The sequence below is a fragment of the Streptomyces sp. NBC_01317 genome (assembly GCF_035961655.1).
Classification (GTDB): Bacteria; Actinomycetota; Actinomycetes; order Streptomycetales; family Streptomycetaceae; genus Streptomyces.
The window spans coordinates 2,763,426-2,775,985 of sequence record NZ_CP108393.1 but is presented as its reverse complement, the minus strand read 5'-3'; the positions used below and the strand labels follow the sequence as shown (position 1 = coordinate 2,775,985).

The 12,560-nt window shown below is 71.0% G+C and carries 8 protein-coding genes; 1 reads left to right on the top strand and 7 read right to left on the bottom strand.

Features of this window, described 5'->3' with window-relative positions; genetic code table 11:
- Nucleotides 1-566: 566 nt before the first annotated feature.
- The 7 genes from OG349_RS11580 to OG349_RS11550 form a co-directional block, all read right to left on the bottom strand.
- Nucleotides 567-1,556 carry a PadR family transcriptional regulator gene (locus tag OG349_RS11580; RefSeq protein WP_327234533.1) on the bottom strand — a complete coding sequence of 330 codons (990 nt, stop codon included), beginning with the start codon at nt 1,554-1,556 and terminating at the stop codon, nt 567-569.
- A 1-nt stretch (nt 1,557) separates the two neighbouring features.
- On the bottom strand, nt 1,558-2,466 hold the full coding sequence (locus tag OG349_RS11575; protein WP_327234532.1) for a DUF4097 family beta strand repeat-containing protein: 909 nt from the start codon (nt 2,464-2,466) through the stop codon (nt 1,558-1,560).
- Nucleotides 2,467-2,531: 65 nt separating this feature from the next.
- Nucleotides 2,532-2,711 carry a DUF6104 family protein gene (locus OG349_RS11570; RefSeq protein ID WP_327234531.1) on the bottom strand — a complete coding sequence of 60 codons (180 nt, stop codon included), beginning with the start codon at nt 2,709-2,711 and terminating at the stop codon, nt 2,532-2,534.
- A gap of 101 nt (nt 2,712-2,812) precedes the next feature.
- Nucleotides 2,813-6,727 carry a multifunctional oxoglutarate decarboxylase/oxoglutarate dehydrogenase thiamine pyrophosphate-binding subunit/dihydrolipoyllysine-residue succinyltransferase subunit gene (locus OG349_RS11565; protein ID WP_327234530.1) on the bottom strand — a complete coding sequence of 1,305 codons (3,915 nt, stop codon included), beginning with the start codon at nt 6,725-6,727 and terminating at the stop codon, nt 2,813-2,815.
- 280 nt (nt 6,728-7,007) lie between these two features.
- Nucleotides 7,008-8,063 (bottom strand): HAMP domain-containing sensor histidine kinase, encoded by a 1,056-nt coding sequence (locus OG349_RS11560; protein ID WP_327238534.1) that lies wholly within the window; start codon nt 8,061-8,063, stop codon nt 7,008-7,010.
- 161 nt (nt 8,064-8,224) lie between these two features.
- Nucleotides 8,225-8,962: a response regulator transcription factor gene (locus tag OG349_RS11555; RefSeq protein ID WP_161311201.1), complete on the bottom strand. Its 738-nt coding sequence runs from the start codon at nt 8,960-8,962 to the stop codon at nt 8,225-8,227.
- Nucleotides 8,963-9,089: 127 nt separating this feature from the next.
- A complete protein-coding gene (locus tag OG349_RS11550; protein WP_327234529.1) occupies nt 9,090-9,827 on the bottom strand; it encodes a spermidine synthase in 738 nt (245 codons plus the stop codon).
- A gap of 305 nt (nt 9,828-10,132) precedes the next feature.
- Between OG349_RS11550 and lon the strand changes: the two genes are divergently transcribed.
- A complete protein-coding gene (gene lon, locus OG349_RS11545; RefSeq protein WP_327234528.1) occupies nt 10,133-12,541 on the top strand; it encodes an endopeptidase La in 2,409 nt (802 codons plus the stop codon).
- The last annotated feature ends 19 nt before the right edge of the window (nt 12,542-12,560 follow it).

The window sequence follows — 12,560 nt, the reverse complement described above, 5'->3', positions numbered from 1 at the left end:
GGACGGGCTGGGTTTGTCGTGGTGACGGGGGGCGGGGCCTGCGGAGGTACGTATGTCCGGACTGCATGTTTTACGGCGCCTCAGGAACTCGTCCAGTTCACCGGTAGCCATGCGCCACAAAACACGCTTTACGTCCGGACACACGCACCTCCTCCGACCCCACCCCCCTCACGCCGCCGGGAGACGCAACGACCCCGGCCGCCCGGGGCGCCTCCCTCTGCCCGGTGGACGGTGCCGCTTACCAACGTCCTCAATCGCCGGACGGGCTGGGGTTGTCTTGAGCGCGGGCCTGGGAGGGGGACGGGCAGGGGTCGTGTCCGGAACGTAGAGCGTGTTTTGTGTCGCATGGCCCCGGTGAACTGAACGACCCGCCGAACGCGACGTAAAACATGCAGTGCAGGACACGACCCCTGCCCGGCCCCCGGCAACAACCCGCACCCAGCCCACCGGGCCGCAGCGGGCACAATCAAGCCCGTCCGGCGATTGAGGACAATCAGTAAGCCGCGCCCGCGCACCGGGCAGACGCACAAACAAAGCCCGTCCGGCGATTGAGGACAACAAGGACCTCAGCGCGCACCCGGCCGAAGCAGCGCAGCGATATGCGCTGCCGCCGTCGACAAGTGCCGCCGAGCCTCCCCCAGCTGCGCCTCCGTCACCCCATTGTCCCGCGCGGCATCGCGGACGTCGTCGCGGAAGCGGTCCAGCAGCCGGTCCAGGTCGCGGGCCGGGTCGCCCGTGCCCGTGGTGTCCCCTCCCCAGCCGGCGGAGGTGGCCACGTCGTTCACGTCCGCCCGGTCCTTCGAGGCCGTCGCGCCCGGGCCGCCCGGGCCGGGGCCGCCCGAGCCCCCGTACACCCCCCGCAGCTGACCCGTCAGCTCCGACAACCCCTCCCGCAACCCCGTAGGCCAGTCGCCCCGCGCAAAGTGCCCCTGCACCTGGTCCTGGACCTGCTTCGCGATCCGTTGCATCTCCTGCCGCGCCGTCTCCTGCGCCTCCTTGGCCTGCCGACGCGCCTGCTGCGCGTCCTCGCGGGCCCGGCGGGACTCGTCCTTCGCCCGGCGGGCCTGTTCCTTCCAGCCCTGTTGCGCGCGCCGCAGTTCCTCCTTCGCCGCCGACCAGTCGCCGGGGGCGGCGGCCTCGTCGGAGCCGCCGGCCTTGGAGGACGCCCGGCGATTCTCCGACGCCGCCGCCCGCATCTCGCTGCGCAACTGCCCCGCCGCGCCCCGTACGTCGTCGCGGATCTCCGCGGCCAGTTCGGAGACCGAGTCGCGGATCTCCAGCTCCAGGTCGGCCAGTTCACCGCTGCGGCCCGCCAGCTCCGCGCGTCCCGCGTCCGTGATCGAGTAGACCTTGCGGCCGCCCTCGGTGGCGTGCGTGACCAGGCCTTCGGCCTCCAGCTTGGCCAGGCGTGGGTAGACCGTGCCCGCGGAGGGGGCGTACAGGCCGTGGAAGCGCTCCTCCAGCAGCCGGATCACCTCGTAGCCGTGGCGCGGGGCCTCGTCCAGGAGCTTGAGCAGGTAGAGGCGGAGTCGTCCGTGGGCGAAGACCGGGGGCATGTCAGAGCTCCTTCGTGGCGGCGGGGGCGGCCGGCGCCGGGGGCGGGGGTGCGGCGGGGGAGTCGTACGGTTCCGCCGCCGGCCTCCGCAGCAGCGCGATCGAGCCGGACACCGTGGTCGCCTTGAGGCTCCCCGTGCCCGCCCCCAGCGTGCCGGTGATGTTCTTCGACCCCCACCGCCCGCCGACCCGCAGGTCGTCGAACGCGTTGGAGACCCTGCCGCTCGCCGTGTTCGCCTCCACCTGCGCGTCCGTCAGGTGCGGCAGCCGGATCGCGACCTCGCCGGAGACCGTGGCGACCTGGATCTCCGTGGGGCGCCCCGAGTGGTCCAGGTCGATGACCATGTCACCGCTGACCGACTCGGCGCGTACGGAGGAACCCGCGCCGTCGAGGACCGTCAGGTCGCCCGAGACCGACTGGAAGTGGAGGTCGCCGCTGACCGCCTGGGCCTCCAGGCCGCCGGAGACGGACTCCGCGCTGACCGGCCCCGAGAGGCCGACGAGCGTGGTGGCGCCGGTGACCCCGCGTACGTCCGTACGCCCCCGGATCCCCGAGACCACGGCCTCCGCGTTCACCACCCCGACCTCGACGGCCGCCCCGGCCGGGACGGCGACCGAGACGACGGCCTTGCGGCGCCAGCCCTGCGGGTCCAGCCACTTGAGGAAGCCCTTCCAGGGCAGGTCCTCGTACGCGACGGTCAGCGTCGAGCCCTCCTGGGTCACGATGAGCGGGGGCCCCTGGATCCCGGAGATCTCCAGGTGGGCCGCGCCGTCCGTGCCGACGACGTTCACCGTGCCGTCCACGATGCGCACGCTGAGCGCCGTGACCGGGTCGTCGAAGACAAGTTTCCTCGGCTCTGAGACGGACCACTCCATGGTGCTGACCTCCCGGGGCCGGACATGACGCAACATATCGCGTCTCCTGTGAGACACGATATATCGTGGTTATGGGAAGTCAAGGCGGGGCGGCGGCTCCTCTATTCGTCGTCCTCGTCGTCCGACCTCGCCAGCCACGTCGCCAGCCGCTCCACCGGCACCTCGAAATCCGGGTTGAGGTCGACGAAGACGCGCAGCTGCTCGGCGAGCCAGGCGAAGGTGACCTCCTCCTCGCCGCGTCGCTTGTCCAGTTCCTCGATCCCACGGTCCGTGAAGTACATACGACCAGCGTAACGACCTTGCGGGGGAGCGGAGAACGGCTGAGGGCCCGGCCCGCGAGACGTGCTCGCGGGCCGGGCCCTCAGGGCCGTACCACCAGAGGTCAGGCGTCGAAGACCTCGTTGACCAGCTGGGCCTGCTCCGCCTGGTGGCGCTTGGCCGAGCCGACCGCCGGGGACGAGGAGTGCGGCCGCGAGATGCGGCGCAGACGCTCACCGTGCGGGATGTCGGCGCCGACCGCCAGGTCCAGGTGGTCGATCAGGTTGAGCGCGATGAACGGCCACGCGCCCTGGTTCGCCGGCTCCTCCTGGGCCCACAGGTACTTGTCGGCGTTCGGGAACTTGGCGATCTCCGCCTGGAGTTCCTGGCCCGGCAGCGGGTACAGCCGCTCCAGGCGCAGGATCGCCGTGTCCGTCGAACCGCGCTTCTGCCGCTCGGCCTCCAGGTCGTAGTAGACCTTGCCGGCGCAGAAGACGACCTTGCGCACCGCGGCCGGATCGACCGTGCCCGCCGCGACCGCCGTGTCGCCGATCACCGGGCGGAAGCCGCCGGTGGTGAACTCCTCCGCCTTCGACGCGGCCGCTTTGAGACGCAGCAGCAGCTTCGGGGTGAAGACGATCAGCGGCTTGTGGTGCGGGTTGTGGACCTGCCAGCGCAGCAGGTGGAAGTAGTTCGACGGCAGCGTCGGCATGGCGACCGTCATGTTGTTCTGCGCGCACATCTGGAGGAAGCGCTCGGGGCGCGCGGACGAGTGGTCCGGGCCCTGGCCCTCGTACCCGTGCGGCAGCAGCAGGGTGACGCCGGACGTCTGGCCCCACTTCTGCTCGGCCGAGGAGATGAACTCGTCGACGACCGTCTGCGCGCCGTTGACGAAGTCACCGAACTGCGCCTCCCACATGACCAGCGATTCCGGCCTCGCGAGGGAGTAGCCGTACTCGAAGCCCATCGCCGCGTACTCGCTGAGCAGCGAGTCGTAGACGTTGTACCGGGCCTGGTCGTCGGTCAGGTAGAGCAGCGGGGTGTAGTCCTCGCCGGTCTCCTGGTCGACCAGGACCGCGTGGCGCTGGCCGAACGTACCGCGCCGGGTGTCCTGGCCCGACAGCCGGACCGGCGTGCCCTCCATCAGCAGCGAGCCGATGGCGAGGGTCTCGCCCATGCCCCAGTCGATCGTGCCGTCGTCCACGGACGACGCGCGGCGCTGGAGCTGCGGCATCAGGCGGGGGTGGACGGTGACCGTGTCGGGGATGGCGACCTGCGACTCGGCGATCCGCTTGACGACCTCCTGGGAGACGGCCGTGGTGACCGCGACCGGGAACTCCGCCTGGGCGTCCGGCACATGGGTCGGGGCGGGCTGCGAGGTGGCCTCGCGGACCTCCGCGAAGACCTTCTCCAGCTGGCCCTGGAAGTCCTGGAGCGCCTGCTCCGCCTCTTCCAGCGTGATGTCGCCGCGACCGATGAGCGACTCGGTGTAGAGCTTGCGCACCGAGCGCTTCTTGTCGATCAGGTTGTACATCTGCGGGTTGGTGAACTGCGGGTTGTCGCCCTCGTTGTGACCGCGGCGGCGGTAGCAGATGAGGTCGATCACGACGTCCTTGTTGAACGTCTGGCGGAACTCGAACGCCAGCCGCCCGACGCGGACGACCGCCTCCGGGTCGTCACCGTTCACGTGGATGATCGGCGCCTCGATCATGCGCGCGACGTCGGTCGCGTACATGGACGAGCGGGACGCCTCCGGGGCGGCGGTGAAGCCGACCTGATTGTTGATCACGATGTGGACCGTGCCGCCGGTGCGGTAGCCGCGCAGCTGCGACATGTTGAGCGTCTCGGCGACCACACCCTGGCCCGCGAAGGCCGCGTCGCCGTGGAGCGCGACGGGCAGGACGGTGAAGTCCGTGCCCGCCTTGTTGATGATGTCCTGCTTGGCGCGGGCGATGCCTTCGAGGATCGGGTCGACCGCCTCCAGGTGCGAGGGGTTCGCGGCCAGCGAGACCTTGATCTGCTCGCCGTCCAGGCCGGTGAAGGTGCCGCTGGCGCCCAGGTGGTACTTCACGTCACCGGAGCCGTGCATCGACTTCGGGTCGAGGTTGCCCTCGAACTCGCGGAAGATCTGCGCGTACGACTTGCCCACGATGTTCGCGAGGACGTTGAGGCGGCCGCGGTGGGCCATGCCCACGACGACCTCGTCCAGGCGCGCCTCGGCGGCGGAGTCGAGGACCGCGTCCAGCAGCGGGATGACGGACTCCCCGCCCTCCAGCGAGAAGCGCTTCTGGCCCACGTACTTGGTCTGGAGGAACGTCTCGAACGCCTCGGCGGCGTTGAGCCGGCGCAGGATCCGCAGCTGCTCCTCGCGCTCCGGCTTGCCGCGCGGGCGCTCGACGCGGTCCTGGAGCCACTTGCGCTGCTTCGGGTCCTGGATGTGCATGAACTCGATGCCGGTGGTGCGGCAGTACGACTCGCGCAGCACGCCCAGGATGTCGCGCAGCTTCATCATGGACTTGCCGGCGAACCCGCCGACCGCGAACTCCCGCTCCAGGTCCCACAGCGTGAGCCCGTGCTCGGTGATGTCCAGGTCGGGGTGCTTGCGCTGGCGGTACTCCAGCGGGTCGGTGTCGGCCATGACGTGGCCGCGGACCCGGTAGGAGTGGATCAGCTCGAAGACCCGGGCGGGCTTGGTGACGTCCTCGTCGTGGGAGGCGTCGATGTCCTTGAGCCAGCGGACCGGCTCGTACGGGATCCGCAGCGACTTGAAGATCTCGTCGAAGAAGTCGTTCTCGCCGAGCAGCAGTTGGCTGAGGATGCGCAGGAACTCGCCGGAGGCGGCGCCCTGGATGACGCGGTGGTCGTACGTCGAGGTCAGCGTCATGACCTTGGAGATGCCCAGCTTGTTCAGGGTGTCCTGCGAGGTGCCCTGGAACTCGGCGGGGTAGTCCATCGCGCCGACGCCGAGGATGAGGCCCTGACCGGGCATCAGGCGCGGCACGGAGTGGACGGTGCCGATGCCACCGGGGTTGGTCAGCGACGCGGTGACTCCGGTGAAGTCCTCCATCGTCAGCTTGTTCGTACGGGCGCGCCGGACGATGTCCTCGTACGCCTGCCAGAACTCGAAGAAGTTGAGCGTCTCGGCCTTCTTGATGCCGGCCACGACGAGCTGGCGGTCGCCGTTCGGCTTCACCAGGTCGATTGCCAGGCCCAGGTTGACGTGCTCGGGCTTGACGAGGGTCGGCTTGCCGTCCTTCTCCGTGAAGGAGTAGTTCATCGTCGGCATGGCCTTGAGCGCCTGCACCATCGCGTACCCGATGAGGTGCGTGAAGGAGATCTTGCCGCCCCGCGCGCGCTTCAGGTGGTTGTTGATGACGATGCGGTTGTCGAACAGCAGCTTCACCGGGACCGCGCGCACGGACGTGGCCGTGGGCAGCTCCAGCGACGCGTTCATGTTCTTCGCGACCGCGGCGGACGGGCCGCGCAGCGTCACGTACTCCGGGCCTTCGGCGGCGGCCGGCGCGGCGGGGGCGTTGCCGTTCGTGGACGGCTTCGCCGCGGCCGGGGCCGTCGCGGGCTTCGGGGTGACCGGCGCGGTGGTCACGGGCGCGGGCTGTGCCTGCTGTGCCTGCTGTACGGGAGCGGCGGCGGCCGGGGCCGGTGCCTGCGCGGGCTGTGCCTGCGGGGCGGGAGCGGCGGCCGGGGCCTGCGCCGGTGCCGCGGCGGGCCGTGCCGGTGCCGTGGCCTGCGGTGCCGGGGTGGCTGTCGGGGTCGGGGCGGCCGCCGGTGTGGAGGCCGGGGTCACCGCAGCTCCCGCTGCGGCGGTCTCCGCCGGCTTGTCCGCCGTACCGGGCGTGCCCGGCTTGTAGTCGGCGAAGAAGTCCCACCAGGCGCGGTCGACCGAATTCGGGTCCTGGAGGTACTGCTGGTAGATCTCGTCGACGAGCCATTCATTGGCGCCGAAGGCGGCGGCGGGGTTCTTCCCCTGCCCGTCTTCATCGGTCGAGATACTCGGCTTACTGGGGGACTGAGACGACACGGCGTGAACCGCCCTCTTCCGCTTCACAAGGTGATGGACAGCGGGAATCAAGGCTACGCCTAACCGGGCCCCCAGGTGCAGGCCAGGCGGGCCATCGTCGTGCAAGTCACATCTGACGGCAGGTTTCAGCGTATGAAATGGCGGGAAACAAGCCCGGTTCGCCTCGCCGGGAGAGCGCCCGTGAAGCACTGTGCCCGGCTACGGCGGGTCCGCGGCCCGCAGTCCGCCCGTCCCCGACTCCGTACCCGGAGATCGTGCGCTTACAAGTCCGAACTCTACGTCAATCCCGGGGCTGGGGAATTCCCGGAAGAGTGACGCGTATCCGGCAGCCGCGTGCGGATTCGGCCACACCGATGCGCCCGCCGTGCAGATCGACCGCCCAGCGGGCGATCGCCAGCCCCAGACCGGTGCCCCCGTCGCTGCCAGGACCGTGCGGCGAGGGCGCGCTGCCGCGGTTGAACCGCTCGAAGACGCGGTGCCGTTCGGCCTCCGGTATCCCGGGACCTTCGTCCTGGACCTCCAGGTCCAGCGACTCGGGGCGGGGGCCGCGCCGGGCCCGTACCGTCACCCGTCCGTGCGGCGGGCTGTGCTTGACCGCGTTGTCGATGAGGTTGGCGACGACCTGGTGCAGGCGCTCCGCGTCCGCGTGCGCGGTCAGTTCCGGCGGCGAGACGTCCAGATGGAGGTGGACGTCCGTACGGGTGTGGTTGCCGGACCCGGAGCTGAGCGCGCGCTGCGACGCGGCCAGATTGGCCTCTTTGAGTACGCCGGACAGGTACGGCCACACCTCGAAGCGCTGGGCCCTGAGTGTCACCACGCCGTTGTCGAGCCTGGACAGGTCGAGCAGCGTCTCGGTGAGCCGGCCCAGCCGTTCCGTCTGCCGCAGGGCGGTGCGCATCGTCTCCGGGTCGGCGGCGGACACGCCGTCCACGACGTTCTCCAGGACCGCGCGCAGCGCCGCGATGGGGGTGCGCAGTTCGTGCGAGACGTTGGCGACCAGCTCCTTGCGGTGCCGGTCCACGGCCTCCAGGTCGTCCGCCATGCGGTTGATGGTGGCGGCGAGGTCGCCCAGCTCGTCGCGGCGGTCGATGCCGCTGACCCGGCGGGTGTAGTCGCCGTGCGATATGCCCTTCGCGACGGTGTTCATCTCGTCGAGGGGCGCGGTGAGGCCGTGGGCCACGAACTGGGTGATGAGGAGCGTGGCGATCACCGAGAAGACGGTGATGAAGCGCAGCTCGGTCTCCGTGCGGAGGGCCACCATCAGCAGGCCGGTGGTGATGAAGACGGAGACGACCACCAGCGTGCCGAGCTTGGTCTTGATGGAGAAGGGGCGCAGCCCCGTCTTCTCCGGGACCCCGGCGCGCCGGCCGGGATGCTTGGGCCGGCCGCCCGGTCCTGTCCGGGGTCCGCCGCGCTGTCCGCCGTACGGGCCGTCGAAAGGACCGCCGCGACCGCCGCGCGGGGCGGCTCCCCGGCGCGCGCCGTCCCGGGAGCGGGTCATGGGGCCGGGGTCTCCAGGGCGTACCCCACCCCGTGGACCGTACGGATCCGCTCGGCGCCGATCTTCCGGCGCAGCGCCTTGATGTGGCTGTCGACCGTACGGGTGCCCGACGCGTCCGCCCAGTCCCACACCTCGGCGAGGAGCTGCTCGCGGGAGAGCACCGCGCGGGGGGTGCTCGCCAGGCAGACCAGCAGGTCGAACTCGGTGGGCGTCAGGTGGACGTCCTCACCGCGCACCCGTACCCGGCGCTGCGCGTGGTCGATCTCCAGCTCGCCGAGGCGCAGGATGCCGCTGCGGGGGGTGACGGCGGCCAGCGCCGCGCGCTCCACGCGGCGCAGCAGCACGTGCACGCGCGCCGCCAGCTCCCGCATGGAGAAGGGCTTGGTCATGTAGTCGTCGGCGCCGACGCCGAGTCCCACGAGCATGTCGGTCTCGTCGTCGCGGGCGGTCAGCATCAGCACCGGCACGGGGCGCTGCGCCTGGACGCGGCGGCAGACCTCCAGGCCGTCGAAGCCGGGCAGCATCACGTCGAGGACCATCACGTCCGGCTGCCAGGCCTCGGCCGCGTCGACGGCGGCGGGGCCGTCCACCGCCGTCTGGACCAGGAAACCCTCGGCCCGCAGCCGCGCGGCGATGGCGTCGACGATGGTCGCGTCGTCCTCGACGACCAGGACCCTTCGCTGGGCTCCCGGCGTCGCCGCGACCCCGTTGTGGCTGGTCTGTGTCTGCTCCATGGCCCCGCCCCTGCTGGCTGGTACGCGTTCCGCGATCGTCGATCCGTCGTCCGCGGTCTCCGGGTGCTCCGTGTAGAGGGAGATCGCGTGTGTCGGGAGCAGCGTAGAGGCAGGAACAGGGTCACGGCTACGCAGTGCGAGCGGCGAGATGAACGACGTCCGGTACGCCCCGGGCAACAGGGATCTCTTCGGCAGCAACTCCACCGAACCCGGCATTCCGTAGCGCTTCGCCGAAGGCGGGGGACGGCCGAGCGGACCAAATGGCCAGCACACCGCCGGGGTTGAGGCGGTCGCGGCACGCCGCGAGCCCGGCCGGCGTGTACAGACTCCCGTTGTCCTCGGTGACCGTCCAGTCGGGTCCGTTGTCGATGTCGAGGCACAGGGCGTCGTAGCTGTCCGTGGCGGTCTTCACGTGGTCGACCAGATCGGTGTGCAGGATCACCGTGCGCGGGTCCGCGAGCGCCGCGCCGGAGATCCGGGCGAGCGGGCCGGTGCGGTGCCAGTCGATGACGGCCTGTTCGCGCTCGACGACCACGATCCTGCCCCAGCGGGGGTCGGCGGCGGCGTGCGCGAGGGAGAAGCCGACGCCGAGTCCGCCGACGAGGACGGAGGGCCGTTGCCCACGCCGGTCCTCGGGGAGGGCGGCGAGGGCGGCGTCGATGAGGAGGCGCTCGGAGCGGCCGTCGGAGGTGTCCATCAGGAAGCACCCGTTGGCGATGATCTCCAGCTCGGCGCCGCGCCGCCGGAGGACGACCTCGCCGTACGGGCCGTCGCGGCGGTCGAGGACGACGGGGCGGTCGTCGTGATCCGGGTGATCCGCCGACTGGTGCGATTCCGGGCCTGGTGCCTGGACGGATACGGGCATGGTGCGGCCTCTCCGAGGGGTCTGCTGGTGTCTTCGCTCTCGGTCCCATCCTGGTGCGCGGCGCAGGCCGCCGACAAACCGATTCGGGTACGGGAAGCGTCACCCCCTTCGGGGCGTTACAGCCCCCGAGCCCCGCCTCCGGTACGAGGCCCCGCCCCCGGCAGGACCTGCCGTGACGCGTGCGAGGACCGCCTCCGGACCGCTGTACGAGAGTGATCGCTCAGAGCGAACGCCCCCAGGGGAACAACAGAAGGCTCACAAGCATTGAGCCGGTATAGCTCAACTTGAATGCCGAAGGGGAGATCATGGCTCTCACGTCCACATCGCTCACGCTTCCCGTGCTGCCGCTCGACGACGAGGTCGTGCTGCCCGGAATGGTGGTTCCGCTCGACCTGTCCGACGCCGAGGTCCGGGCGGCCGTGGAGGCCGCGCAGGCCGCCGCCCGCGCCGAAGGCGGCGGGGGGAAGCCGCAGGTGCTGCTCGTCCCGCGCATCGACGGGACGTACGCCGGCACGGGCGTGCGCGGCACCGTCGAACAGGTCGGCCGGCTCTCCGACGGCGACCCCGGCGCACTGATCCGCGGCCGGGGCCGCGTGCAGATCGGCGCGGGGACATCGGGACCCGGCGCGGCCCTCTGGGTCGAGGGCCTGAGCGTCGAGGAACTGGCGCCGGACCCGCTGCCCGGGGCCGTCACCGACCTGATGAAGGAGTACAAGGCCCTCGCCGCGGACTGGCTGAAGAAGCGCGGCGCGTGGCAGGTGGTCGACCGCGTCCAGCAGATCGACGACGTGTCGCAGCTGGCGGACAACGCCGGGTACTCACCGTTCCTGTCGACCGCGCAGAAGGTCGAGCTGCTGGAGACCACCGACCCGGTGGCCCGGCTCAAGCTCGCCACCGACCAGCTCCGGGAACACCTGGCGGAGCAGGACGTCGCGGAGTCCATCGCCAAGGACGTCCAGGAGGGCGTCGACAAGCAGCAGCGGGAGTTCCTGCTGCGGCGCCAGCTCGAAGCCGTACGGAAGGAACTGCGCGGCCTGAACGGCGAGGGTGACGAGGACGAGTCCGACGACTACCGGACCCGTGTCGAGGCCGCCGACCTGCCCGAGAAGGTGCGGGAGGCCGCCCTCAAGGAGGTCGAGAAGCTGGAGCGCTCGTCGGACCAGAGCCCCGAGGGCTCCTGGATCCGCACGTGGCTGGACACCGTGCTCGAACTGCCCTGGAACGTCAGGACCGAGGACGAGTACGACATCAGGGGCGCCCAGCGCGTCCTCGACGCCGAGCACGCGGGCCTGGAGGACGTGAAGGAGCGCATCACGGAGTACCTGGCCGTGCGCAAGCGGCGCGCGGAGCGCGGGCTCGGGGTGGTCGGCGGACGTCGCGGCGGCGCCGTACTGGCCCTGGTCGGCCCTCCCGGCGTCGGCAAGACCTCGCTGGGCGAATCGGTCGCGCACTCCATGGGACGTAAGTTCGTGCGGGTGGCGCTGGGCGGCGTCCGTGACGAGGCGGAGATCCGCGGACACCGGCGTACGTACGTCGGCGCGCTGCCGGGCCGTATCGTCCGGGCGATCAAGGAGGCCGGTTCGATGAACCCGGTCGTCCTGCTGGACGAGATCGACAAGGTCGGCTCCGACTACCGGGGCGACCCGGCGGCGGCGCTGCTCGAAGTCCTGGACCCGGCGCAGAACCACACCTTCCGCGACCACTACCTGGAGGTCGAACTGGACCTGTCCGACGTGGTGTTCCTCGCCACGGCGAACGTCCTGGAGGCGATCCCGGAGGCGCTGCTCGACCGGATGGAGCTGGTCAGGCTCGACGGCTACACCGAGGACGAGAAGGTCGTCATCGCCAGGGACCACCTGCTGCCCCGGCAACTGGAGCGCGCGGGCCTGGAGCCCGGCGAGGTCACGCTGGAGGACGAGGCGCTGCGCCGGCTGGCGGGCGAGTACACCCGCGAGGCGGGCGTCCGTAACCTGGAGCGGTCCATCGCCAGACTCCTCCGCAAGGTCGCGGCGGAACACGAACTGGGTCGCAGGGAACTGCCGTTCACGCTGGGCCCGGACGACCTGCGCAAGCTGATCGGCCGTCCGCACCACGTCCCCGAGTCCGCCCAGGACCCGGCGGAGCGCCGCACGGCGGTCCCGGGCGTGGCGACGGGCCTCGCGGTCACCGGCGCGGGGGGTGACGTCCTCTTCGTGGAGGCGTCGCTGGCCGACCCGGAGACGGGCGGTTCGGGTCTGACCCTGACCGGTCAGCTGGGTGACGTGATGAAGGAGTCGGCACAGATCGCGCTCTCGTTCCTCCGCTCGCGCGGCGCGGAACTGGAACTGCCGGTCGCGGACCTCAAGGACCGGGGCGTGCACATCCACTTCCCGGCGGGCGCGGTCCCGAAGGACGGCCCGAGTGCGGGCATCACGATGACCACGGCCCTGGCCTCGCTCCTGAGCGGCCGTCTGGTCCGCACGGACGTCGCCATGACGGGCGAGGTCTCGCTGACCGGCCGCGTCCTGCCCATCGGCGGCCTGAAGCAGAAGCTCCTGGCGGCCCACCGCGCGGGCATCACGACGGTCGTGATCCCGAAGCGCAACGAGGCGGACCTGGACGACGTCCCGGGGGAGATCCTGGACAAACTGGAGATCCACCCGGTGACGGACGTGCGCCAGGTCCTGGACATCGCCCTGTCCCCGGCGGAGATGAGGGTCCCGGCGGCGGCATAAGGGCCCCGGCCTGCTGATG

Excerpts from the sequence above, each read along its gene's own strand:
- OG349_RS11580 (WP_327234533.1), bottom strand. The coding sequence starts at position 1,556 with ATGCCCCCGGTCTTCGCCCACGGACGACTCCGCCTCTACCTGCTCAAG.
- OG349_RS11575 (WP_327234532.1), bottom strand. The coding sequence starts at position 2,466 with ATGTTGCGTCATGTCCGGCCCCGGGAGGTCAGCACCATGGAGTGGTCC.
- OG349_RS11570 (WP_327234531.1), bottom strand. The coding sequence starts at position 2,711 with ATGTACTTCACGGACCGTGGGATCGAGGAACTGGACAAGCGACGCGGC.
- OG349_RS11555 (WP_161311201.1), bottom strand. The coding sequence starts at position 8,962 with ATGGAGCAGACACAGACCAGCCACAACGGGGTCGCGGCGACGCCGGGA.
- OG349_RS11550 (WP_327234529.1), bottom strand. The coding sequence starts at position 9,827 with ATGCCCGTATCCGTCCAGGCACCAGGCCCGGAATCGCACCAGTCGGCG.
- lon (WP_327234528.1), top strand. The coding sequence starts at position 10,133 with ATGGCTCTCACGTCCACATCGCTCACGCTTCCCGTGCTGCCGCTCGAC.